The following is a 24445-nucleotide window of genomic DNA, read 5'->3' on the forward strand; positions in this document are numbered from 1 at the left end:
CCACTGTCTGATTCCGTGCCCCCCAAAGGACGCGAAATTGGGCCAACAACCAGTCTAGAGGATGGATGAAACGCCGGGAACGGGCCGCCGGCGTGCAGGGGCTAGTCGAGAATCAGGCCTTCGCCCTCCCCCATGGAGAGCACCACGGGGTTGATGTCCCCGAATCCACGCACCTGTGTGGTGGGCTGGGGGCTGAGCACAAAGCGCTTGTCGCCCTCGAGGGTGCCGGCGGTGACCGAGTCGGTCCAGACGGTTCCGGGGTCGGCGAGCGCGGTGAGCCGGGACGCGAGGTTGACGGTGGGGCCGTACACGTCGCCCAGCCGGGAGAGGATGCGTCCCCAGACCACCGAGACACGGCATTTGGGCAGGAAATCGTCGTTCGCGAACTCGGTGGCCAGTGCCAGGGAGATCTGCGCGCCGGCCTGCGGGGTTTCGGCGATGAACAGGACCTCGTCTCCGATGGTCTTGACCAGGCGTCCGCCGCCGACGGAGATGATTTCGGCGCACTTGTTCTCGAAGCGCTGCACCATCTGCGCCAGCGTGCGTTCGTTCATCCGGCGGGACAGGGAGGTGTAGGAGACCAGGTCGGCGAATCCGACGGCGCGGGCCAGGGGCAACGGGGCGTCGTCCTCGCTGCCGTCGCGTCCGACCTCGCTGGAGGCCAGGCCGGATTCGGCGCGGACTCCGAGCCGGTGGACCGCCGCGTTGAGCTGGCGGCGCCACGAGTACACCAGCAGCTTCTCCAGCGGGTCGATCAGGTCCGGCAGCCGGTCCACCAGCCGGCGGCGGGCCTCGGGGTCGCTGATGCCCTGGTTCTGGACCATGTCCTCCACGAGGGCCTCGATCTGCCAGACGACCATGCGGTCGGTCATCTGCCCGATGGACCGGGTGATCGAGACGGCGGCCTCCTCGGTCAGGTTGGAGGAGCGCACGTTGCCCAGGATGGTCTGCAGCGCGTCGAGGTCGTTCTCGGTGAAGGCGACGTCGTCATCGCCCAGGTTGGGGAATCCGAGGGCGCGCCAGAGCTTGCGGGCACTGAGCAGCGAGATCCCGGCGGCGGCTGCAACGTCGCGGCGGCGCATGGTGCGTTTGGACCCGAGCAGCATCATCTCCAGGCCCTGGGCCGATTCCTTGACCTTTTCGCGTTCAAGCGCCTGGACCAGCGGCAGGGCGCGGGTTTCCGGGCCGGCGTCCGGGCTGAGGCTCGGCAGCGATCCGGTGCTGGTGCGCGGCGGTTCGGGATCGGCCAGGCGGGCCCGGTCGGCGGCGTCCGCCCCGGCGTCGTCCGCAGGCGGCGCGGCGTTCACGATGGGCAGTGGTGCGGTCCGTGGTGCGGGCTCCCCACCGGTGGGTGCGGGGTAGCCCGCTTCCTGTCCACCGGCGTCGTGCCCATCATCCATGTCCGATCCCATCCACGTGTTCCTCCGTACCAATATCTACACCATCGAACCCCATGGATCTGGGTAAATGCTCAATCGCCGTCACCACCAGCGCCCTCACCCGGTCCACCCGGGGCAGATGCGGCAACCGCACCGGCCCGTTGGCGGTCTCCAGCACCAGCGCCCCGGAGCCGCTGCCGCGTTCCAGCAGTTTCTGGCTGATCCGCAGGGTCCGCACGAACGCCAACGGCAGCTCCCACTGGTTCTTGGCGGTGACGCCGCGGCGGACGACGATGCGCTGGCTGGTCAGGAAGACCACGGTGCGGCGCCATCTCAGCAGGGGGATCACACACCAGGCCAGCACCAGCACCGCGGCGACGATCGGGACCACCACCTGCAGCAGGGGAACGGTGTCCAGCACCGCCTGGGGCAGGTCCTGCCGGGTGAGCGTCCCCAGCGCGAAGGCCGTCAGCGCCGCGATGACGATGAACACGACGGCGGGGCGGTTCAGGACACGGCGGTGCGCACGGGTCTTGACGATCACCCATTCGTCCTCCGCGAGCCGCAGCCTCATCGTGTCCTTCCATCCTGTGTCCATCAATTCTAGGCGTGCCCGCCCGGCGGCCGCCCGCCCAGTTGTTACCCGCCCGGTGTCCCCTGCCGTCCGGGGTGCCGCGCCGGCCCGGCTCAGGCGTAGCGGCCGTCGGTGCGCCGCAGGTGGACCACGTCGCCCGCGCGGACCACGCTGGTGCTTCCGTCATCGGCCCGCATTCCGAGGCCGCCGTCGGCTTCCAGTCCCACGGCGATGCCCTCCACCGTGCCGCCGCCGGGCAGCTCGGCCCGCACCGGGGCCCCGAGGGTGGCCATGTTCGCGGAAACGCGTTCGAGCAGCGATCCACCCTGGTCGATCGGTTCCACGGCCCGGCAGCCGGTGCGCAGGAAGCCCGAATAGAGCCGCGACATCTGGCGCACGTAGGCGGTCAGCAACTCGGTGGTGTCCACGGTGCTGGCGTCCTCGAGCAGCAGCGAGGTGGCCGTGGGGACGGGTAGTTCCCCCCGGTCGAGGCTGACGTTGACCCCGGAGCCGACGACGACGGCGGGCGCACCGTGGGGGGCGGGAACGAGTTGCGCCAGGACCCCGGCGACCTTGCGCCCGGCGATGATGACGTCGTTGGGCCACTTCAGTTCCGCCGGCACCCCAGCCGTCTCGCGCAGGGCGGCGGCCAACGCGCTGGCACACAGCATGGACAGCCAGCCGTAGGCCTCCTCCGGGGGCGTGGCACCGCCGGGTGCCGGGCGCAGCAGGATGCTGACCGCCAGCGAGCTGCGCGGAGGGGCCTGCCAGCTGCGCTCCAGCCGGCCCCGGCCCGCCGATTGGAAATCGGTGGCCAGCACGCTGATCTCCGGCCACGTGTCCGGTGCCTTGGCGAAGGCTGCAGCGAGGTCGGTGTTGGTCGAGCCAGTGGACTCGACCACGTCCAGCCGGCGGATCAGCCCCGCACCGACGAGGTCGCGACGCAGGGTCGCGGCGTCCAGCGGGGCGCGCAAGGAGGCGGAGTCGTTCATGGTGTCCAGCTTATCCGGGTTGCCGTTCGACGCTTCCGGGAGGTACCTGGCCGATCGCCGCCGTTCAGCGGCGGGTGAACCACCGCTTGATGGTGCGCCAGCGTGCGCTACGCCGCTCCAGGTCCCGGCTCGCGCCGGGACGGTCCGCTTCGCTGCGCAGGTACTTCAGGAAGAGGCGGGCGCTCTGATCGTTCCTGGCTCCCGATGCCGGTTGTCCGATGGATCCAAACATCCTTGCCCCTCCCTACGCCCGTGCATCGGCCGTTGGCCTTCCCGTCCACCGTACGCACTGTGTGTCATGGCGTCGATGGGGCGTGCTGCAGGTAGACCGTCGACTCCTCGCCGGGTGTCCCTTCCAGGAGGTCCTCCTCCGGGTGGACCATCAGGATGGCCAGCCCGGCGTCCTGCGCCAACCCGGCCAGCGTCCGGGGCGTCTGCCAGTGGATGATCCAGTCGCGTTCGACCCGTTCGCCCCGGCCGTTGGGGTGGATCCGTTCATAGAGCACCCGGGTGGTGCGCGTGCGGGTCGCCACGTCGTAGTGCTCGGCCAGGGGCGTGTACCTCAGCAACGCCCCTGCCCCGTCGAAGGCCTCCCGGGCGACTCCGAGCACCGCAGGATCGGTGGGCGTGGGAGTCCACAGCGGGATCATCACGGTGCCGTCGGGGCGCAGGTGCCGGCGCATGGCGTGCAGCGCGGCCAGGGCGTGCTCGTCGTCGGGCAGCAGCTCGAAGGTGGGCCCGGCCAGGTAGATGGTCCGGTAGCTCCGCCGCAGGTCCAGGTCCTCCATCCGCGCCTGATGCAGTTCCACCTCCAGGCCCGCCGCGTCGGCCGCGTCCGCCGCCCGGGCCAGCATGTCGGGCGAGGAGTCGACTCCCTCCACGTCCAGGGTGGCTGCCACCAGGGTCAACAGCGGGTGCCCATCCCCGCAACCGATCTCGAGCCCGGGCTCGCCAAAGGTGTCAACGAATGCGACGTAGCGCTCGGCGTCGAACGTCTCGGATTTCAGCAGTGCGTAGGCGTCGGCCACCAGCCCACCGTAGAAGTCGGCGGCCTCGGTCCCGGGGGTCCTGTCCACCGTCCCATCATCGCGGGGCGGTGGGGACGCGGCAAGCACCCCGCCCCTCGGCCCCCAACCCCGGGCCTTGCGCCTCAGAGGAACATGTCGGGGACCAGGCGGTCCTCGGGCGCGCCCATGCTGTACCCGGTGAAGTCGCTGATCCCCTCTTCACGCAGGACGTCCTCGTCGATGAAGAAGTTGCCGGTGCACTCGGCGGCCGGGCGGGCCAGGATGGCGGCCGCGGCGTCGGAGACGATCGTGTCCTGGCGCGCACCGGCGATGATCTTCTCGCCGCCGGGCAGGTTGCGGATGGCGGCCGTGTTGATGATCGTCGCCGGCCACAGCGAATTCACGGCGATGCCGTCCCCGCGCAGTTCCTCGGCCAGGCCCAACGTGGTCAGGGACATCCCGTATTTGGCCATCGTGTAGGCCAGGTTGGCCCCGGCCCACTGCGGGTCCAGGTTCAGCGGCGGGGACAGGGTGAGGATGTGGGCGTTGTCGGAGGCGCGCAAAGCGTCCAGGCTCAGCTTGGAGAGCAGGAAGGTCCCGCGGGCGTTGATGTCCTGCATCAGGTCGTAGCGTTTCATGGACACGGCATCCGTGGTGGACAGGTCGATGGCGGAGGCGTTGTTGACGACGATGTCGATCCCGCCGAACTCGGCGACGGTTGCGTCCACGGCTCCCTGGACGTCCTCGTCGTTGCGCACGTCCCCGACGATGGGCAGCGCCTTGGCCCCCGCCGCGCGGATCTGCTCGGCCGCGGTGTAGACGGTTCCCTCCAACGAGGGGTGGGCCGTGGCGGTCTTGGCCAGCAGGGCGATGTTGGCGCCGCCGGCGGCCAGCTGCAGGGCGATGGCCAGGCCGATGCCGCGGCTGCCACCGCTCATCAACACGGTGCGTCCGGCGAAGCGGCGGGAGGTTTCGCCGGCGTCGCCGACGGGGTTCTGGGGTGCTGTGGACTCGCTCATGGCACCAGCCTACGGGAAGAATCCAGCAAATGTTACCCACCGGTAACAAGAGATTTGGACCCCTCATCGACCGAGCGCCACGCGTCGACTTTGTAGGGTTCCTACAGCCAACCCCGCGCGCGGCGTCACTAGACTGGCCATGCGGGCACGTTGGTTGTGCCATTCCTACTATTTTCAAGCAGACGGGAGTCTCCCGCATGAGCGAGACCGGCCTCCAGAACGTGGACGAACAGATCGACGTGTCCACCACCGCAGGCAAGATCGCCGACTTCCGGCGCCGGCAGTCGCTGTCGCAGGCCCCCTCGGGCGAGGCGGCCATCGAGAAGCAGCACGCGCGCGGCAAGAACACGGCCCGCGAGCGCATCGAGCTGCTGCTGGATGAGGGCTCGTTCGTCGAGTTCGATGCCCTGGCAGTGCACCGCACCACCGCCTTCGGCATGGACGCCAAGCATCCCCTCGGCGACGGCGTCGTCTCCGGCCACGGCACCGTCGACGGCCGCCTCGTGGCCGTGTACTCGCAGGACTTCACCGTCTACGGCGGCTCGCTGAGCAAGGTCAACGGCGAGAAGATCGTCAAGGTCCAGGAGTTCGCGCTGCGCAACGGCTGCCCGGTCGTGGGCATCAACGACGGCGGCGGCGCCCGCATCCAGGAGGGCGTCGCCTCGCTGGCCATGTTCGCCGACATCTTCCGCAACAACGTCCACGCCTCCGGGGTCGTCCCGCAGATCTCCATCATCCTGGGCCCCTGCGCCGGCGGTGCCGCCTACTCCCCCGCGCTGACCGACTACGTGATCATGGTGGACAAGACCAGCCACATGTTCATCACCGGCCCCGACGTCATCAAGGCCGTCACCGGCGAGGAAGTGGACATGGAGACCCTCGGCGGCGCGCGGCAGCACAACGCCAACACGGGCACCGCCACCTACCTGGCCTCCGACGAGTCGGACGCGATCGACTTCGTGAAGGAACTGCTGGACTACCTGCCCTCCAACAACCTCACCGAGGCCCCCGCGACCGAGTTCGAGGAGGAACTCGACGTCACGGCGGCCGACCTCGAGCTCGACGCCCTGATCCCGGACTCGGCCAACCAGCCCTATGACATGCGCACCGTCATCGAGCACATCGTCGACGACGGCGCGTTCCTGGAGATGCAGGCGCTCTACGCCCCCAACGTGATGATCGGCTACGCCCGCGTCGAGGGCCGCAGCGTCGGCATCGTGGCGAACCAGCCGATGCAATTCGCCGGCACCCTGGACATCGCCGCCTCGGAGAAGGCGGCACGCTTCGTGCGCCACTGCGACGCGTTCGGCCTCCCGATCCTCACCCTCGTCGACGTCCCCGGGTTCCTGCCCGGCAAGGACCAGGAGTTCCAGGGCATCATCCGCCGCGGCGCCAAGCTGCTCTTCGCCTACGCCGAGGCCACTGTGCCCAAGCTGACCGTCATCACCCGCAAGGCCTACGGCGGCGCCTACATCGTCATGGGCTCCAAGAAGCTCGGGGCCGACCTGAACCTCGCCTGGCCCACCGCCCAGATCGGCGTCATGGGCGCCCAGGGCGCCGTCAACATCCTCTACCGCCGCGACCTGGCGGCCATCGCCGAGGCCGGCGGGGACGTCGAGGCCCGCCGCACCGAGATCATCGAGGGCTACGAGGCAGAGCTGCTCAACCCCTACCAGGCCGCCGAACTCGGCTACATCGACGCGGTCATCGCCCCGGCGGACACCCGCACGCAGATCGTCCGCGGCCTGCGCGCCCTGCGGGACAAGCACGCCTCGCTGCCGGCCAAGAAGCACGGGAACATCCCGCTGTGACCGGGACCGAAGAAACCCGGCACGACGACGGTGCCTCCTCCCCGGACGCCTCGCCGGCGCTGTTCAGGGTGGTCAAGGGCAACCCCGACGCCGAGCAGATCGCCGCGCTCACGGCCGTCCTCGCGGCGCTGTCCGGCGTCACGCCCGGCACCGACGAACCGGCAGCCGACGGCCCCGGCGCACGCCGGGAGGCGCTGCGGTCCCAGTTCCGTCGCCGCCGCCAACTCTCCGGCCACCCGGGCGCCTGGCGCAGCGGGCGGTTCTAGGCGCCGGAAACACCCACCGGAAACCCTTCAACAAGGACTTCACAAGCAACTAGGCTGGTCACTATGACCAACGCCACACCTGCCGCCACCCGCACCCCGAGCGAGATCGACGCCGTCGCCGACCGCTTCTTCGACCGCCTGCTCGAACTCGCCCCGGACTTCGCCACGTCGCTGGGCATCCCCGGCCACGAGACCGGGTACTCCGACTACTCCCCCGCCGGGCAGGAGGCCTACGCGGCCGCCGTCCGCGAAACCCTTGGGGCGCTCGAGGGACTGGAGCCGGTCGACGACGTCGACGCCGTCACCCTCGATGCCATGCGCGAACGCCTCGGGCTGGACCTGGAGCTGCATGCGACAGGCATCACGGAGCTGAACAACATCGCCTGCCCGGCGCAGGACATCCGTGCGATCTTCGACCTGATGCCCACCGACACCGCCGAACAGTGGGGCCATATCGCCGGTCGGCTGGCCAACGTCGGCGCCGCCATCGACGGATACATCGCCTCGCTGGGCAAGAGCCGGGATGCGGGCCACGTTGCAGCGCAGCGCCAGGTCAAGATCGTCATCGAGCAGGCCCGCGACTACGCCAAGGACGGTGGCTTCTTCACCACCCTCGCAGCCGACGCCCGGCCCACCGAGGGCGCGCTGGAGGAATCCCTGCGCTCCGGGCTGGCCAGGAATGCCGCCGACGCCGCGGACGCCTATACGCGGCTGGCCGACTTCCTGGAGACCGGGCTGCTGCCTGCCGCTCCGGAGAAGGACGCCGTGGGACGGGAGTACTACTCGCTGTGCTCGCGTCGCTTCATCGGTGCAGCCGTCGACCTGGACGAGACCTACGCGTGGGGCGTGGCCGAACTGGACCGGCTGATCGCCGAACAGGAACAGGTCGCCGAGAAGGTCAAGCCGGGCGCCTCGATCGCCGAGGCCAAGGAGATCCTCAACGCCGACACCGCCCGCCAGCTCAAGGGCACCGATGCCCTGAAGGCCTGGATGCAGGAGAAGGCAGACCGCGCCGTCGCCGACCTGGCCGGGGTGCACTTCGACATCCCCGACACCATGCGTCGGCTCGAATGCATGATCGCCCCCACCCAGGAGGGCGGGATCTACTACACCGGCCCCTCGGATGACTTCAGCCGTCCCGGACGCATGTGGTGGTCGGTTCCGGCCGGCGAGGACGAATTCACCACCTGGGCCGAGACCACCACGGTCTACCACGAGGGCGTACCGGGCCACCACCTGCAGGTCGGCACGGCCACCTACCGCAAGGACACGCTGAACAACTGGCGCCGCAACGCCTGCTGGGTGTCCGGCCACGGCGAGGGCTGGGCGCTCTACGCCGAACGCCTGATGCTGGATCTGGGCTACCTGGCCGATCCCGGCGACCACATGGGGATGCTGGACATGCAGCGCATGCGCGCCGCCCGCGTGGTGTTCGACATCGGCGTGCACCTGGAACTGGACATGCCCGAACGCTGGGGTTCGGGCCCGTGGACCCCGGAGAAGGGATACGACTTCCTCTCGAAGCACCTGGACATCTCCGAGGGCCAGCGCAAGTTCGAGTTCACCCGCTACCTGGGCTGGCCGGGCCAGGCCCCGTCCTACAAGGTCGGCCAGCGCCTCTGGGAGCAGATCCGCGACGCCCGCCGCGAGGCCGAAGGGGACGCCTTCGACCTGCGCGCCTTCCACACCCAGGCGCTGAACATGGGCTCGGTCGGTCTCGATACGCTGCGTCGGGCGCTGCTGCCCACCGCCTGAGCACGTCACCGGCGGGGTGGGATTCACCACACCGGATTCGGGAATGCCCCGGCGGATGCCTTGCGGCGCACGGGATGCGCGGCAGGGCAGCCGCCGGGGCCGCACCACCGGCGCGTCATAAAGCGCAACAACGACTCCCGCCGGTGTATGTTTCCGCCCTACCGTCGTCCGGTGAGCACATCAACCGCACCCCACCGCAAACTCCCCCGCTGGGCCACGGCCTTCGGGCCGCAGATCGTCGCCGGGCTCATCCTCGGCGTGGTCCTGGGCCTGGTCGCCAAGTACACCGGAAGCACCGAGGACGCCCCGAACGCACTCGGCGCCACCCTGGACACCATCGGCTCCAGCTACGTCTCGCTGCTGCGCGCCGCGGTCATCCCGCTGATCTTCTTCGCGGTGGTCGCCTCCATCGCGAACCTCGCCCAGGTGACCAACGCGGCCCGGCTGGCCTGGCGGACCATCCTCTGGTTCGGCATCACCGCCCTGATCGCCGTACTGATCGGCATGGGCCTGGGCACCATCTTCCAGCCCGGGGCCAACACCGGCCAGCAGGCCCCCGCCGATTACACCGGCAAGACCGGCGACTGGTGGGCCTTCCTCACCGGGCTGATCCCGCAGAACTTCCTGGGCCTGGGGGCCAGCACCAAGATGGCCGACGGCGTGGCGGACACCAGCGTCAGCTTCAACGTCCTGCAGATCCTGGTCATTGCCGTGGCCGTCGGCGTTGCGGCGCTGAAGGTCGGGGCCGCCGCCAAGCCGTTCCTTGATTTGAGCGCCTCGCTGCTCTCGATCATCCAGAAGATCCTGTGGTGGATCATCCGCCTGGCCCCACTGGGCACCGTGGGGCTGATCGGCAACGCGACGGCCTCCTACGGGTGGGACACCATGGGGGCGCTGGGCAAGTTCGTCGTGGCGATCTACGTGGGGCTCGCCTTGGTGCTGTTCGTGGTGTACCCGATCCTGGTGCGCGCCCACGGGCTGAACGTGCGCTCCTACTTCTCCGGCGTCTGGCCGGCGGTGCAGCTGGGCTTCGTCTCCCGCTCCTCCATCGGCACGCTGCCGCTGACCCAGCGCGTGACCGAACGCAACCTCGGGGTGCCCCGCGGCTACGCCTCCTTCGCCGTGCCGCTGGGGGCGACCACCAAGATGGACGGCTGCGCCGCCATCTACCCTGCGGTGGCAGCGATCTTCGTCGCCCAGTTCTTCGGCATCCAGCTCGATGTCACCCAATACGTCCTCATCGCGATCGTCTCGGTGCTGGGTTCGGCGGCCACGGCCGGCACCACGGGCGCCGTCGTGATGCTCACCCTGACGCTGTCCACGCTGGGCCTGCCCCTGGCGGGCGTCGGCCTGCTGCTGGCCGTTGACCCGATCATCGACATGGGCCGCACCGCGGTCAACGTCGCCGGCCAGGCACTGGTTCCGGTGATCGTCGCAAAACGCGAGGGCATCCTGGACCTGGAGCTCTACAACGCACCGCGCAACGGCAACCCGTTCGCCGACGAGTTCGCCGCCGCCCAGGATGAGGCCGGCCTGGAGGCGGAATCCCCCGCCGTCGAGGACACCCCGGCGCGCGTCTAGGCCCAACGCCGACGCACCCATCGGGCCCTCCACCGCAGCGCGCGGTGGAGGGCCCGTGGTTTTCCACCCCGCGAACCAATTTGCACTGCGTGCAAACTTGCACGTAGTGTAATTGACGTGACTTCCCCCTCCCCGGACACGGCCGGCACCGAGGCCGCCCCTCCCTCACGCCGTGAAATCAACAAGACGGCCACGCGCCAGGCCATCGTCGACGCTGCGCTGGCACTGCTGCGCGCCGAGGGCCTGGAAGCGGTCACCGCCGACCGCGTGGCCGAAGCTGCGGGGGTCTCGCGCCGCACGTTCTTCAACTACTTCTCCACGCTCGAGTCCGCGCTGAACGGCCCCACCGAGGCGTTCGTCGAGCACGTGTTGCAGATCTTCGAGACACAACCGCGGGATCTGCCCATCATGTCCGCTGCGGTCAACGCCCTCAACGCGCTGGCCGATCGCAGCCTGCTGGCCCCCGTTGCCGAACTCGTCGCTGCGGCCCACACCAGCCCCCAACTGGACCGGTTGCAGCTCGAATCATGGAACGACTGCGCCGCCCGGCTGGTCGACGCGATCACCTCCCGGCTTCCCGGCACCGCCCCCCTCACCGTCTCCGTCTTCGCCAATTCGATCATCGGGGCAGGACGCGCCGCCTTCGAACACTGGATCCAGACGGCGAACGGCGACCTCTCCGACGCATCACTGGCCCGTTTGCAGGACCACCTCACCACCGCGCTGGCCCAGCTACGCGACGGCTTCCCCACCCTGAACGTCCCGGCCGCACCGGCCACGACCCGAGAGGCCTGATCCATGGCCACCTTCCTCTACAAGCTCGGCCGGCTGGCCTACCGCCGCCGCTGGGTCTTCGTTTCCGCGTGGCTCGTCGCCCTGCTCGCCATCGGCGCCTCCGCCGGGGCCTTCATGGGCACGCTGACCAACAGCTTCTCCATCCCCGGCACCGAAACCCAACGTGCCCTGGACAAGCTGAAGGCCGAGATGCCGGAGTTCTCCGGGGGCAGCGGCTCGATCGTCTACCAGACGGCCGACGGCACGCGTTTCACCAGCGCCCAGAAGAAGGCGATCGGTTCCTCGCTCGAGGAGCTGGAGGGCCTGAAGGACGTGCGGACTGCCTCGAACCCCTTCACCACGCAGGAGCAGCTCGACGACGCCTCCGTCCAGGTCAGGAAGGCGGACGAGAAACTCGCCGATGGCCGCCGCCAGCTCGAAGACGGCAAGCAGAAGCTGGCAGACGGCAAGAAGCAGATCGCCGCCAACGAGCAGAAGATCGCCGACGGGCGCGCCGAGCTGAAGAAGGCCCAGGCCAAGATCGACGACGGCAGGAAGCAGCTGGCCGACGCCAAGGCCCAGCTCGCCGCCGGCCGGCAGAAGCTGGCCGCGCCGAGCGCACAGATCGCCGATGGCCGCCAGAAGCTCCAGGCCGCCAAGAACCAGCTGGCCGCCGGGCAACAACAGTACGACGCCGGCGCGGCCAAGATGGCTGACGGCAAGTCCCAGCTCGCCCAGGGCGAGAAGGACCTGCAGGCCAACGAGCAGAAGATCGCCGCGGGCCAGCAGCAATACAAGGCCGGCGCCGCCCAGCTGGCCCAACAGTTCGGCGTCTCCTCGCTCTCCCAGGTGCCCGCGGCAATCTCCTCCCAGCAGAAGGACATCGACCAGGGCAACGAGCAGCTCGATGGCGTGCAGAAGCTCCTCGATGCAGGACTCCCGGCACCGCTGACCCAGCAGCAGGTTGACGCGCAGCGCGCCGAGCTGAAGAAGGGCCAGGCCGGACTCGACCAGGCTTCGGCCGGGGTCCAGAAGCTCAACGCCTCCAAGATGCAGCTCGACTCCGGGGCCGCCCAACTGGCCCAGGGCAAGAAGACCCTCGCCGCCAAGAAGCAGGAGCTCGCGGCGGGCGAAAAGAAGCTGGCCACCTCCAAGAAGCAGCTCGACTCAGGTCGCGCCCAAATCGCGGCCAACGAGAAGAAGCTCAACGCCGGGGCGGCGGAACTCGCCGCCGGGCAGGCAAAGATCGACTCCGGGGCGCGCGAAATCGCCGCCAACGAGGCCAAGCTCGATGCCGGCCAGCAGAAGATCGACCAGAACCGGGCCAAGCTCGATGCCGGGGAAAAGAAGCTCAAGGACGCCAAGGCCAAGCTGCCGGCGTCGGAGCAGAAGCTCAAGGACGCGGAGCAGAAGCTCGAGGACGGGCAGAAGGACCTGGCCCTGGGTGCGCGCAAGGCGAAGTCGACCGAGGGCATGCGCTTCGTCTCCCAGGACGGGACCACCGCCGCCGTCAATGTCAGCTTCGTCGGTTCAGCCGATGCCCTGACGCCCGAGGTCCGCGAGAAGATCCAGGACATCGCCGGCGCCGCCACGTCCACCGGCCTGGAGGTCGACTACTCCAAGGACATCGTCCAGGACATCTCCTCGGTCTTCGGCTCGGCCGAGATCATCGGCCTGGTGATTGCCGCCGTCGTGCTCATGGTCATGCTCGGCACCCTGGTCGCCGCCGGCCTGCCCCTGGTGATGGCAGTGCTGGGCGTCGGCGCCGGCGTGGGCGGCACCCTGGCCCTGTCCAGCGTGATCGAGATGGCCTCGATCACCCCGGCACTGGCCCTGATGCTGGGCCTGGCAGTGGGCATCGACTACTCGCTGTTCATCGTGCACCGGCACCGCCGCCAGCTGCTGGACGGCATGGACATGGAGGAATCCATCGGCCGGGCCACCGGGACCAGCGGCAACGCAGTGGTCTTCGCCGGCCTGACCGTCATCATCGCCCTCTCGGCGTTGGCCGTCCCGGGCCTGCCCTTCCTCTCGATCCTCGGGTTCTCCGCCGCCTTCACGGTCGCCATGGCCGTGCTGATCGCCATCACCCTGACCCCGGCCCTGCTGGGCATCATCGGGACCAAGCTGGTCAGCAAGCGGGCCTGGCGCAAGGCAGCGGCGAACACGGCGACGGATGCCTCCGCCGCCGGGGCCCACGCTTCACCCGTGTCGGCCAGCACCGATTCCGCGGCGCACCCCAACGCCGCCGGCAACCGTGGCTGGGGCGCCTTCGTGACGAGGCGTCCCGTCCTGATGGGCGTGGTCGGCATCCTGCTGCTGGGCATCATGGCCCTGCCGGCCCTGCAATTGCGCACCGCCCTGCCCGATGGCAGCGCCGAACCGGTCGACTCCAGCGCCCACCAGGCCTATGACCTGCTCAGCGAAAAGTTCGGCGCCGGCTACAACGGGCCCATCATCGCGGTGGCCGACCTGCCCCAGGGGCTCACCGCCGAACAGGCCGAAGCCAAGACGCTGGACATCGCGGACCAGCTGCGCGGCATCAACGGCGTGGTCGCTGCGGTCCCGGTGGGAAACAATGAGGCGCACACCCTGGGCGTCCTGCAGATCGTGCCCCAGGACGGCCCGGCGAGCCAGGCGACCGAACAGGTGGTCACCGACATCCGCAACGCGGCGTTGCAGATCGAATCCGAGACCGGCTCGCATCTGGCACTGACCGGGCAGGTGACCGCACAGATCGATGTCTCCGAGCGCATTTCGCAAGTGGTGCCGCTCTACCTGGGCATCGTCGTCGGGCTCTCCCTCATCCTGTTGCTGCTGGTCTTCCGGTCGGTGGTGGTACCGCTGCTGGCCACCGCGGGGTTCCTGCTCTCGCTCGTCGCATCCTTCGGCGCCACCGTCGCCGTCTACCAGTGGGGGTGGCTCTCGGGCCTGTTCGGCGTCGAGACGCCCGGCCCGATCATGAGCTTCCTGCCCATCCTGCTCACCGGCATCCTGTTCGGCCTGGCGATGGACTACCAGGTGTTCCTCGTCTCGGGCATGCGTGAATCGTTTGCCCACGGGGAAAAGGCCCGTTCGGCGGTCCGCTCCGGGTTCGCCCATTCGGCCCCCGTGGTGACGGCCGCGGCGCTGATCATGACCAGCGTGTTCGCCGGCTTCATCTTCTCCCACCTGACGATGATCCGGGCGATCGGCTTCTCGCTGGCCATTGGCGTGCTCCTGGACGCCTTCGTGGTCCGCATGACGATCACCCCGGCGATCATGCACCTGCTGGGCCGCCATGCCTGGTACATCCCGAAGTGGCTGGACCGGCTCCTGCCCGATGTCGACGTCGAGGGATCGAAGATCGCCGCCCTGTCTGCGGGCTCCACCGGTGGCACCGGCGGGGGTGCCGACCCGGAGGCCGGTGGCCCGGAGGGGCCCGACGGCGGCCCCGGGGGCCCGGTGGAACCCGTCGCCCCGGCAGATCCCGCGGCGGAGGACTCCAACGCCTGGTTCCCGTTCGGCGAGGCCCACGACCCGGACGAGCGACAGGACGCACTACGGTAGTTCCATGACCACCGACGCCCCCTCCCCCGCATCCGCCGCTACCGGGACCACCGGCACGCAGGACCTGCCGCTGCTGGTGCTGGCCTCCCAGTCACCGGGGCGGGCCCGGATCCTCGTCGACGCGGGGATCGGCTTCGAGGCCATCGTCTCGGACGTCGACGAGGACGCTGCCGTCGCCGAGGCCACCGCCCGCCTCGGCGGCGCACTGGACCCGCTGGCCATGGCCCTGCTGCTGGCCCGGACCAAGGCCGAAGCCGTGGCCGCCGTGGAGGCAGCCGACGGTGCCGTGGTGCTCGGCTGCGACTCGGTCTTCGAACTCGACGGCGTGCCCTACGGCAAGCCCCACACCCCCGAGGTCGCCGCCGAACGCTGGCGGGCCATGCGCGGGCGGACCGGCATCCTGCACACCGGGCATTGGCTGGTGGACAACCGCAGCACGGAGGAGGACGACGGCGGAACCGGCGCCACGCTGGGCACCGTGGCTTCTGCCTCGGTCACCTTCGCGGACGTCACCGACGCGGAAATCGGTGCCTACGTCGCCACCGGCGAGCCCCTGCCCTGCGCCGGGGGCTTCACCATCGACGGGCGCGGGTCGGCGTTCATCACCGGCATTGAGGGCGATCCGCACACGGTCGTGGGCCTCTCGGTCAGCACCCTGCGCTCCCTGCTGGCCTCCGCCAACCTGTCGATCATGGATGTGTGGGCCTGACACCAACAATGTTTCCAGAAAGTACTTGCCAGATTGGAAACTACTTTCTATGCTGGAGTGACAGGTGCCGGACCATCGGCACGCCACCCCCGGCAAAGGACGCTTCATGCACAAGACCCGGACTTCCACCCTCGCCAACGGACAGCAATACGCCTGGATCGGCTACGCCATGGGCATCGCCTGCATGGCGGCCCTGTTCATCGCCGGTCTGGTCACCGGCACCGCGCAGATGATGGTCATGGCCTGCAGCTTGGCCGCGATGCTCGGCGCGCTCTGGGCCTCCACCACCGCCGCCGCACGGGCAGCGAACGCCCGCCGGACCCACGGACACCTCGGGGCCTGATCATGGCCACCGAACAGCCCCGCCCCTCCGCCCAAGCCGCCCGGGACCTGCTGAACGAAGCAGGCCGCCTCGAATCGGCGTCGCGCACCGGCGCCAGCTGGCCGCACATCGCCATGCTGCTCGGCCTCGGTGCCATCACCTCACTGGGCACCCTCTCGCTGTGGTTCGTCGGCAAGTTCGACGAGTCGCTCGTCGCCCTGCCCATGATCTCCATGCTGGCCTGGCTCGGGATCTTCATGGTCTTCATGCTCGTCTTCGGCCGGTCCACCAAACGCGGATTCGGCCGGCGCTGGATGACGTTCATGATGATCTGGGCGGTTCTCTGGATCGTGGGGGTGCTGCTCGCCAGCACCCTCCTGAGCGGCCGGCTCTGGTTCGCCGTGCTGATCGCCGCCGCCCTCACGGTGAACTCCGTCGTGGGTGCCTGGCTGGAGGCCCGCGCATGAGCGCCTCCAACCGCACACCGGCCGGCGAGGACGGGCACCCCCGGCTGAAGCTCTCGGACCAGCTCGCCCACCCGGTCCGCTTCTCGCTGGTCGCGGCCATTGCCGGGACGGATGAATCGGAATTCGCCGTGGTCCGCGACCACCTGCAGGTCAGCGATTCGGTACTGAGCCGCCAGGCGTCCCAGCTGGAGGAGGCCGGCATCGTGAGGATCCGCAAGGGTTTCGTGGGCAAACGCCCGCGGACCTGGTTCTCCCTGACCGCCGACGGCCGAGGGGTCTGGGAACGGCATCTGGCGGCCTTGCGGGATATTGCCGGAAGCTGACCCTTACCGCCGATCCGCGGCGTTGAGAACAATATCCGCGATCTTCTTCCGGTAGTTCACCAGCGAGTGTTTCTCTTCGGCGGCAACCGCGTCAGTGGCCGCATGCGTCGAGAAGTATCCCCAGTCCCGGTAGATCCTCTCCAGGGCATCGGCAATGCCCTGCGCATCGTTGGGCTCGACGTAGATTGCAGACTCATACCCACGAGCGGCTTCCCGGAGACCACTCGTGTTGCTGACGACGACCGGGCGACCCGCAAGGATTCCTTCGACAGCGGTATTGCCAAAGGGTTCGTCCACAGTCGAAGGTACGACGAGAACATCAGCGTCGTCCAATAGCGGCCAAATGTCAGGTGTAAACCCCGTAAAAGCAACTTCATTCTGTACGCCCAAGGAAATAACCAGGCCGCGTAATTCGTCAGCAAATTGCTCTTTGCCCTCAAAAGCGGCACCGGCAATCGCCAGGCGTGCGCGAATGCCTCGCTGCTTGAGTTCACGAATGGCCCGGATCGCCACCTGCGGCCCCTTCCGTTCCGACAGGCGGCCGAGGAACAACACCCGAATCTCACCGTCCAAATCTTGACGCGGAGCGGATCGCTCTGCCGGCCCCGGCACCCCGTTGTAAACGACGGTACTTCTTGCCGCAAGCCCCGGGAAACTGTCGGATAGCACCCTAGTGCTGAAGTCACTGTTGAGCACAACGGCTGCCGACAGTAGATGTGGGGCGTAAAGTGCCCTCCGAACCAGATGGTTTGCTGAAGCCTCAGCTTCGTGGACATGGCTCACCGAGGGAACTCGAAAAATCTGAGAAAGCAAGGGCCATAGCGGCAAGGTAACTGTATTGACCAGAACCACCGCCGGTCGATATCGAACCATCACCCGCGCTCCGCCGATCAATCCCAGAGCTACGTCACGAGCCAATTTTGGCCATTTGACCAGGTGCAACAGACTCTTGCGCAGCACTAGCGAGGGGCCGAAGGCAACTACCGCGCCATGAGCCTGAAGCAATTCGACTAGCGGTCCTCGAGCCGGGAGGTAAACGACAACCGTTGCTCCGCCTTCTCGGAGGGCGATCACGCTTTCAAGGACAACTCGATCGGACCCGTAGAGTTCGGCGCCAGGATGCACCACTAGATGAGTACCGCCTGGGTTCTTTCCCAACTTCATTCGAAATCCCTCCGCATTCGCTGGTCGCATCCTCATCAAAGACTTGAATTGGTGCAAGCAGGCGCTGTAGAACATCTTTTCCATACCATTCCCCCTACCCTATGGTTGTCTGGAGCTTCCGGCGGACAACAAACCACGGCTCGCCTTGCGGAGGCTGCCGGCGTAGTCTGGGCAGTTAACACATACAGTTCGGGGGGCTTATGAGCGGAAGGCGATTCCCCATGGGCGCACACGATTTCAGTCAATCGCCAATTCCAATTCTGGTCGTTTGCAATGCCAATGTTTGTCGTTCTCCCGCTTCGGAGTTCGCCCTTGCTCAATCCGACGAACTAGAAGTGCAAAGTGCAGGACTTGTTGCTTCAGACGGAATGCAAATCTGTTCTGAAGCAGCCGAATACATTCGGACACAACCCGGCGGTAGTTCCTACGTCGATCAGTTTGCCTCCCGCCCGTTGAATTCAATTGATTGGGCGAAGTTCGAGTTGATTCTGACGGCGACCGTTTCCATCCGAAGTGACATGCTGCACGAGCGATCTGATCTTAGAAATCGAATGTTCACATTGGCCGAAGCCAGAGAACTGACGGCGGAAGCTCTCTCAGTCGAAGAGCAGTTCCTCTTCAATGAGGCGGGACCCGGCCCGGTCATAACCCAAAGACGGGGTTCGCAGCCCATCATGTCCACGAAACCCACCAAATTTCACAAGAACGATATCTCTCCACTCGACATTGTCGACTTCCATGGTGCCCGTAGCCGTCGTCGCCATAGGGGAGCCATTGAAAAGTCCGTGTCGGCTGGTTCTGACATCAGCTGTGCACTAACGCGGTGGAGGACCGCCGTCGGCTAACTGCCGCAAGCAGCCCTCCGGTGAATCGACGACTATTCGGTTGCTGTGACTTTGAGGTCGTCGAGGCTAACCGTAACCGGCCCATTCGTGGTCGACCCTGCGAGGTAACCAGACACCGACAGCGTTCCCGGCCCTTGCAAAGTCGAGTCATCATCCGTAGCGCTTACGAACCAATCGGCTGGTTCGGTCGTCGATCGTCCACACCTTGGCACGCCAGGTCGTGGATCCGTCATTGACTCGGTTTGATACGCACGTTCAGGCGCTGACCCGCCTCCTGCGTATATCCTGCCAACGCCTTGTTGGCCACCAATGTCTCGGCATTGCCCACCACCTTGGCCAGGCCGACCTGCACTGATCCGTTCGACATGAACCGCAGCTTGACCCGGTATTCGCCCGCCTGGGTACTCTGCAGACCAGCATTGAAGTGCAGTGTCGCATCAGCGACCTTGTCCGTGCCGACAACAAAGCTGGCATCCAGACCTGCGGCGTTCACCCCGACAACGAAGTCGTCAGGTACGAGACGGAGTGAGTTCCATCTTTCCCTCACCGTCTTCAACCGAGAACCCAGCCTTACCGCTCCATTGACCGCCTTCGTCGGCAGTACCCCAGCCAGTTGATACGTCTTGGCCGAAGTCATCGCTTGCCACGGAGCATCGGCGGAGTTGTGCTGACCTCGACTGTCTTGGTGACCGTGCTCGTCGCTCCCAAGCTATCCGTCACCGTTAGAACAACTTCGTAGGACCCCGCAACCGCATACGCATGTTCGGCTTCAACCCCAGATCCCGCCGAAGATCCGTCGCCCCAATCCCAGGCATAGGACATCGTCGCTCCATCCGGAAGCCTTCGGAAGCACCCGCATCGACCGTCACTGACAGTTCAGATCGCTGAACGCTAAACGCTCCCACAGGTTTCGCATGGGAAACCTCCACCGTCGCAGCTGCCTCATCGCTCTTGGCACCAGTTGAATCCGTCACCACCAACTTGACCGGATATGAACCGGCTTCACCGTAGACATGCACTGGCTTGGCTTCCGACGACGTCCCGCCATCCCCAAATTCCCAGGCATACCCGTCACCGTCGCACCATCGGCAGCAGACGAACCCGTCCCATCAAAAGCCACAGATGAAAACCAGACGCCTCATGACCAATCTCAGCAACCGGCACCGCATGCGCAGCCACATCGGTTGCTGTGACTTTGAGGTCGTCGAGGCTAACCGTAACCGGCCCATTCGTGGTCGACCCTGCGAGGTAACCAGACACCGACAGCGTTCCCGGCCCTTGCAAAGTCGAGTCATCATCCGTAGCGCTTACGAACCAATCGGCTGGTTCGGTCGTACCGACGTCCACACCTTGGCACGCCAGGTCGGATCCGTCATTGGACTCGGTTTGGATACGCACGTTCAGGCGCTGACCGGCCTCCTGCGTATATCCTGCCAACGCCTTGTTGGCCACCAATGTCTCGGCATTGCCCACCACCTTGGCCAGGCCGACCTGTAATTGATCCGTTCGACATGAACCGCAGCTTGACCCGGTATTCGCCCGCCTGGGTACTCTGCAGACCAGCATTGAAGTGCAGTGTCGCATCAGCGACCTTGTCCGTGCCGACAACAAAGCTGGCATCCAGACCTGCGGCGTTCACCCCGACAACGAAGTCGTCAGGGTACGAGACGGAGTGAGTTCCATCTTTCCTCACCGTCTTCAACCGAGAACCCAGCCTTACTGCTCCATTGACCGCCTTCGTCGGCAGTACCCCAGCCAGTTGATACGTCTTGCCGAAGTCATCGCTTCGCCACGAGCATCGGCGGGAGTTGTGCTGACTCGACTGTCTTGTGACCTGTGTCAGTCGCTCCCAAGCTATCCGTCACCGTTAGAACAACTTCGTAGACCCCGCAACCGCATACGCATGTTCGGCTTCAACCCCAGATCCCGCCGAAGATCCGTCGCCCCAATCCCAGGCATAGGACATCGTCGCTCCATCCGAAGCCTTCGAAGCACCCGCATCGACCGTCACCGACAGTTCAGATCGCTGAACGCTAAACGCTCCCACAGGTTTCCGGGAAACCTCCACTGTCGCAGCTGCCTCATCGCTCTTGGCACCAGTTGAATCCGTCACCACCAACTTGACCGGATATGAACCGGCTTCACCGTAGACATGCACTGGCTTCGCTTCCGACGACGTCCCGCCATCCCCAAATTCCCAGGCATACCCCGTCACCGTCGCACCATCGGCAGCAGACGAACCCGTCCCATCAAAAGCCACAGACAAACCAGACGCCTCATGACCAATCTCAGCAACCGGCACCGCATGCGCAGCCACATCGACTGTCTTGGTGACCGCCGTCGCTCCCAAGCTATCCGTCACCGTTAGAACAACTTCGTAGGACCCCGCAACCGCATACGCATGTTCGGCTTCAACCCCAGATCCCGCCGAAGATCCGTCGCCCCAATCCCAGGCATAGGACATCGTCGCTCCATCCGAAGCCTTCGAAGCACCCGCATCGACCGTCACTGACAGTTCAGATCGCTGAACGCTAAACGCTCCCACAGGTTTCGCATGGAAACCTCCACCGTCGCAGCTGCCCTCATCGCTCTTGGCACCAGTTGAATCCGTCACCACCAACTTGACCGGATATGAACCGGCTTCACCGTAGACATGCACTGGCTTGGCTTCCGACGACGTCCCGCCATCCCCAAATTCCCAGGCATACCCCGTCACCGTCGCACCATCGGCAGCAGACGAACCCGTCCCATCAAAAGCCACAGACAAACCAGACGCCTCATGACCAATCTCAGCAACCGGCACCGCATGCGGGGCGTTCACAGTAATAGATTTGGTCGTGCTACCGCTCAATCCGTGCTCGTTAGTCACGGAGAGCTCAACTTCGTAGGTACCTGGAGCTGCATAGGCATGAGAAGTGGTCAGACCTGATGCATTCTCTGAACCATCGCCAAAATTCCAGTTGTAGCCAGAAATGGTCCCACCATTTCCTGCAGTGGAGGCCGAAGCATCGAATGTTGCCTCGAGGTCGGATACCTGTGTTTCGAAGGCGGCGGTAGGCGCTTCGATCCCAGCTCCGAGAGCATAGTGCGTTGCCACTTCTGCCTGGGTCAAGGCTCGATCGTATACCGCGAATTCATCGAGGTCGCCATCGAAGTAGTTGCTGGATGGAGCATTGGGCCATCCGTTGAGGTTGTCTCCTCCCAACCTCCAATAGCCGCTGTAAGACTGGGCCGAGACGGTACCGGCGTCGGCCGCTACTTCCTTCCCATCGACGTAGAGCCGCATACCGTTGGCTCCCTGTGCCGCCGCAAGGTAATGCCAATCACCGTCGTTGTAGGGAAGTGCGCTGGTCACAATTTTGCTGCTGCCCGGGTACGTGCCAAACACGATGTATCCGTCATTGCGCATGTAGACGTGCCGGTCGTAGTTCGAAGACAAGCCGGTCTGGCTGGATCCATACCCAAGGAGTTTTCCGCCACGCCTTGTATCCGATTTAAACCAAAGCTCTGTAGTGAACGCCGGACCAACCGGCGAAGGACGGGACGTTGCAACAATTCCCGACGACGAGCCGTTGAAAGTCGATGCTGAGGAATTTGCATCAGTTATCCCTCCCGGGGTGACTGAACCCACTCCTGACCCAACTGTTCCGCGGTTATCCCCTGCCCAATCCTCCGCAGCTGTAGCGGCGTCTCCGCCAAGTGGCCAGAAGAGAGTTGCGCCGTCGTCAAGTACCGCGGAACGGTATTCAGAAGGAGCTGCATTGCTGACTTGTACTGAGACCTGGGAACTGGAAACGTTGTTCCCGTCCCCGTCGGTAGCTGTAACGTAATACCTTTGGCTGGACCCGGCCGTCAGGCCGCTGTCTGTCAATGAAATCGTTGGAAGGTCCCAGAAAGTCGAAGTTCCCTTTTTGGTGTCGACCGCGGTCGCTTCACCAACACGTATAAGCCTATACGTGAGATCAATGTCGTCCCTATCCCAATTCGACGGTATTGAGACGCGCACAGTTCCGCTTGCGTTCGATTTTGCCGTAGGAGCCCAGTTTGTTCCCGATAATCTCGGGGCCTGCTTTGCACCTCCTGCTGGGTTGGACGAAAAACGTGCGAGCCCATCCTGTCGTCCGCCATTTACTCCTACAAATTCTCCGCCCACGGACATAAAGGAGCCATTACCAACGATGGAATAACCCGCCTGGCCCATCACATTCCCGGTGTACCAGTCGGGCCACCACCCGACGAATGCCGGGGCCGGCCATCCGCTCCAATCCTTATAGATGCTGCTCACGTGCGGGCTGCGACTCAACGTGCCTTTCGGGGCTGCTGTCATCGCAGAGGCATTCCGCATATTGACGGGTTGTTTTTCAACTACTCCACCGACGGACTCGCAAGCATGCTCGTGGCTAGTGGTGTAAACGGTTTTACCGTCGGAATAGACGCCGTAGTGATCGCCGTGGCAGTCAGCGATCCAGCGAATATCACCACTACTTGGATCCGCGGAGAAGGTGCCTTCGAGATTGCCGGTAGCCACGTCAGCAAAGACCCACCCCGTTCCATAGACCGCATTCTCGTCAACCGCTAGACCCCAAATACCTGCCTTTCCAGCGTTGTTGCCGCTATTCCAGCCGTTCTTGACAACGTTAGGAGCTTCCCAAGGTAGAAGCGCTCCAGTGGTTAGATCCAGTGCAGCGAGGCCACGCTGGCTCACGTCGTTAACCGTCGAAAACCGCCCAGCGACGATGAGCTTGTCCTTATTGGGCGTCAGCGTCATGGCATCTATTTGTAAATCGGCTGTCGGTGCCCAGCCGAGCAAATCGCCGTTGACGTTAAACGCAGCAAAACCTCGCCGTGCTACCCCATTTCCCGCGCCGATTAGTCCACCTACATAGACCGCCGAATCCGTGACAGCTATGGCGTTGACATATGAGCCACCTACAGAGCCCCGAAATCCACTCACGAGGTTTCCCGACGGAATATCGAAGGCCGCCAGGTTCCATCTGGTTTGTCCGTCGGCGTTATTGAATGTTCCCCCCACATAGAGTCGTTTCCGGTCCGGGGAAACAGCCAGGGATTTAACCGTTCCATTAATTTTGGGGGCGAATGACGTCAGTTCACCCGTTGTGATGTCATAGGCAAGAATATTGCTTCGAGGAACGAGATTCGTTCCTGGCGCTGCGCCGGGAGGACGAGCATTACTGAACGAACCTCCGGCATAGACAATGTTCCCCGACATAACCTGGGTCCATACAACGCCCGAATCAATCTGAGCGGTTGGAAGTGAATCCGCAGTCATATCCGTTGAAGCACGCTGCTGCACAGGTGCCGGCCCGGGCAAAATTTCATCTGCTGCACGGGCGCTTACATTTCCCACCACAAAAGTGGTGAAGGTAAGCACCATCACTGCGATGCCAGCAATGAACGCTGTTAAGTAGTTCGTACGCAAGTTCATCGAATCGTCCTGCTTACTGGTCTTGAGTCTCACGATGCATCGCCCACAAAGTCGGCAATTGGCTGTCCCGCCAAATATTCAACTGTCAGGACCAGATCATTTCTGTCTTGTTTAGGGATCAAGAAAACGTATGTCCCCAAACTCGTAGCCCCCGGGGCAACTTCTCCTTGAAATGGCTTGAAGGGGTCCGATGTTGTTGGTTGCGCCGGATTTCCCATAGCGTCTGAAAGCCCGATTACGGCCGAGTCAATGTTTATGGGTTTTTCGGAGCTGTTCTTCAACCTCAAAGTAATCGCCAACGCCGCACCGGCCATCTCTCCCGGAGTCTGTGCTGTGACTTGAATACTCCTAATGGCGGTCGCTTTGACACGAACACCGGTTGGAAGCGTAACTTCGCTTCGCAATTCTGCGCGTTTCACTTTCCCGCGCTTTTCGGCCTTAACTACGTCTTTTATGGTTCCC

General features: G+C 65.3%; 22 protein-coding genes and 2 pseudogenes. 11 read left to right on the forward strand and 13 right to left on the reverse strand.

What is annotated here, in order from left to right; genetic code table 11:
• Positions 1-101: 101 nt before the first annotated feature.
• From ACN0TP_RS03735 to ACN0TP_RS03760, 6 genes are all read right to left on the reverse strand, one after another.
• Positions 102-1412 carry an adenylate/guanylate cyclase domain-containing protein gene (locus ACN0TP_RS03735; RefSeq protein WP_417216814.1) on the reverse strand — a complete coding sequence of 437 codons (1311 nt, stop codon included), beginning with the start codon at positions 1410-1412 and terminating at the stop codon, positions 102-104.
• Positions 1393-1953, reverse strand: coding sequence for a PH domain-containing protein (locus ACN0TP_RS03740; protein WP_417216817.1), 561 nt, complete (start codon positions 1951-1953; stop codon positions 1393-1395). Before ACN0TP_RS03740 ends, ACN0TP_RS03735 begins: the two co-directional genes overlap by 20 nt.
• A 113-nt stretch (positions 1954-2066) precedes the next feature.
• Positions 2067-2945, reverse strand: coding sequence for a biotin--[acetyl-CoA-carboxylase] ligase (locus ACN0TP_RS03745; protein ID WP_417216820.1), 879 nt, complete (start codon positions 2943-2945; stop codon positions 2067-2069).
• Between the two features lie 64 nt (positions 2946-3009).
• Positions 3010-3177, reverse strand: a complete 168-nt coding sequence (locus ACN0TP_RS03750; protein WP_417216823.1) for a hypothetical protein — start codon at positions 3175-3177, stop codon at positions 3010-3012.
• Between the two features lie 64 nt (positions 3178-3241).
• Entirely contained in the window at positions 3242-4021 is a 780-nt protein-coding gene (locus ACN0TP_RS03755; protein ID WP_417216826.1) for a class I SAM-dependent methyltransferase, read from the reverse strand.
• Positions 4022-4095: 74 nt separating this feature from the next.
• Positions 4096-4971, reverse strand: coding sequence for an SDR family oxidoreductase (locus ACN0TP_RS03760; RefSeq protein WP_417216829.1), 876 nt, complete (start codon positions 4969-4971; stop codon positions 4096-4098).
• 197 nt (positions 4972-5168) lie between these two features.
• Here ACN0TP_RS03760 and ACN0TP_RS03765 point away from each other — a divergent pair, with 197 nt between their 5' ends.
• The 10 genes from ACN0TP_RS03765 (at position 5169) to ACN0TP_RS03810 (ending at position 16528) form a co-directional block, all read left to right on the forward strand.
• Positions 5169-6782 (forward strand): acyl-CoA carboxylase subunit beta, encoded by a 1614-nt coding sequence (locus tag ACN0TP_RS03765; RefSeq protein ID WP_417216831.1) that lies wholly within the window; start codon positions 5169-5171, stop codon positions 6780-6782.
• Positions 6779-7048 carry an acyl-CoA carboxylase epsilon subunit gene (locus ACN0TP_RS03770; RefSeq protein ID WP_417216834.1) on the forward strand — a complete coding sequence of 90 codons (270 nt, stop codon included), beginning with the start codon at positions 6779-6781 and terminating at the stop codon, positions 7046-7048. Before ACN0TP_RS03765 ends, ACN0TP_RS03770 begins: the two co-directional genes overlap by 4 nt.
• A gap of 63 nt (positions 7049-7111) precedes the next feature.
• The gene (locus ACN0TP_RS03775) at positions 7112-8803 is read left to right on the forward strand and encodes a DUF885 domain-containing protein (RefSeq protein ID WP_417216837.1); all 1692 of its coding nucleotides are present in this window, start codon (positions 7112-7114) and stop codon (positions 8801-8803) included.
• Positions 8804-8950: 147 nt separating this feature from the next.
• Positions 8951-10384: a dicarboxylate/amino acid:cation symporter gene (locus ACN0TP_RS03780; RefSeq protein ID WP_417216841.1), complete on the forward strand. Its 1434-nt coding sequence runs from the start codon at positions 8951-8953 to the stop codon at positions 10382-10384.
• 117 nt (positions 10385-10501) lie between these two features.
• The gene (locus ACN0TP_RS03785) at positions 10502-11179 is read left to right on the forward strand and encodes a TetR/AcrR family transcriptional regulator (RefSeq protein ID WP_417216843.1); all 678 of its coding nucleotides are present in this window, start codon (positions 10502-10504) and stop codon (positions 11177-11179) included.
• A 3-nt stretch (positions 11180-11182) separates the two neighbouring features.
• Positions 11183-14707, forward strand: coding sequence for an MMPL family transporter (locus tag ACN0TP_RS03790; RefSeq protein WP_417216846.1), 3525 nt, complete (start codon positions 11183-11185; stop codon positions 14705-14707).
• A 4-nt stretch (positions 14708-14711) separates the two neighbouring features.
• Positions 14712-15416, forward strand: coding sequence for a Maf family protein (locus ACN0TP_RS03795; protein WP_417216849.1), 705 nt, complete (start codon positions 14712-14714; stop codon positions 15414-15416).
• A 106-nt stretch (positions 15417-15522) separates the two neighbouring features.
• Positions 15523-15759, forward strand: a complete 237-nt coding sequence (locus ACN0TP_RS03800; RefSeq protein WP_417216852.1) for a hypothetical protein — start codon at positions 15523-15525, stop codon at positions 15757-15759.
• 2 nt (positions 15760-15761) lie between these two features.
• On the forward strand, positions 15762-16205 hold the full coding sequence (locus tag ACN0TP_RS03805) for a hypothetical protein (RefSeq protein ID WP_417216853.1): 444 nt from the start codon (positions 15762-15764) through the stop codon (positions 16203-16205).
• Complete coding sequence (locus ACN0TP_RS03810; RefSeq protein WP_417216855.1) at positions 16202-16528, forward strand: winged helix-turn-helix domain-containing protein; 327 nt, start codon at positions 16202-16204, stop codon at positions 16526-16528. The genes ACN0TP_RS03805 and ACN0TP_RS03810 overlap by 4 nt, the downstream gene beginning before the upstream one ends.
• A gap of 3 nt (positions 16529-16531) precedes the next feature.
• Here the strand turns inward: ACN0TP_RS03810 and ACN0TP_RS03815 are convergent, their stop codons facing one another.
• Positions 16532-17776, reverse strand: a complete 1245-nt coding sequence (locus tag ACN0TP_RS03815) for a glycosyltransferase family 4 protein (RefSeq protein WP_417216858.1) — start codon at positions 17774-17776, stop codon at positions 16532-16534.
• Positions 17777-17913: 137 nt separating this feature from the next.
• Between ACN0TP_RS03815 and ACN0TP_RS03820 the strand changes: the two genes are divergently transcribed.
• Positions 17914-18537, forward strand: a complete 624-nt coding sequence (locus tag ACN0TP_RS03820; protein ID WP_417216861.1) for a hypothetical protein — start codon at positions 17914-17916, stop codon at positions 18535-18537.
• Positions 18538-18766: 229 nt separating this feature from the next.
• Here the strand turns inward: ACN0TP_RS03820 and ACN0TP_RS03825 are convergent, their stop codons facing one another.
• The 6 genes and pseudogenes from ACN0TP_RS03825 to ACN0TP_RS03850 form a co-directional block, all read right to left on the reverse strand.
• Entirely contained in the window at positions 18767-19174 is a 408-nt protein-coding gene (locus ACN0TP_RS03825) for a hypothetical protein (RefSeq protein ID WP_417216864.1), read from the reverse strand.
• A pseudogene (locus tag ACN0TP_RS03830) lies at positions 19171-19371 on the reverse strand (PKD domain-containing protein); the annotation flags it as partial. The gene ACN0TP_RS03825 and the pseudogene ACN0TP_RS03830, both read right to left, overlap by 4 nt.
• Before the next feature lie 98 nt (positions 19372-19469).
• Positions 19470-19595 (reverse strand): annotated as a pseudogene (locus ACN0TP_RS03835) (PKD domain-containing protein); the annotation flags it as partial.
• Between the two features lie 13 nt (positions 19596-19608).
• Positions 19609-20010: a hypothetical protein gene (locus ACN0TP_RS03840; protein ID WP_417216867.1), complete on the reverse strand. Its 402-nt coding sequence runs from the start codon at positions 20008-20010 to the stop codon at positions 19609-19611.
• A 394-nt stretch (positions 20011-20404) separates the two neighbouring features.
• Positions 20405-24016: a PKD domain-containing protein gene (locus ACN0TP_RS03845; RefSeq protein WP_417216869.1), complete on the reverse strand. Its 3612-nt coding sequence runs from the start codon at positions 24014-24016 to the stop codon at positions 20405-20407.
• Positions 24013-24402, reverse strand: coding sequence for a DUF4352 domain-containing protein (locus tag ACN0TP_RS03850; RefSeq protein ID WP_417216871.1), 390 nt, complete (start codon positions 24400-24402; stop codon positions 24013-24015). Before ACN0TP_RS03850 ends, ACN0TP_RS03845 begins: the two co-directional genes overlap by 4 nt.
• Positions 24403-24445: the final 43 nt, after the last annotated feature.

Origin of the sequence: Arthrobacter sp., from assembly GCF_048266065.1 — a bacterium.
Classification (GTDB): domain Bacteria; phylum Actinomycetota; class Actinomycetes; order Actinomycetales; family Micrococcaceae; genus Arthrobacter_H.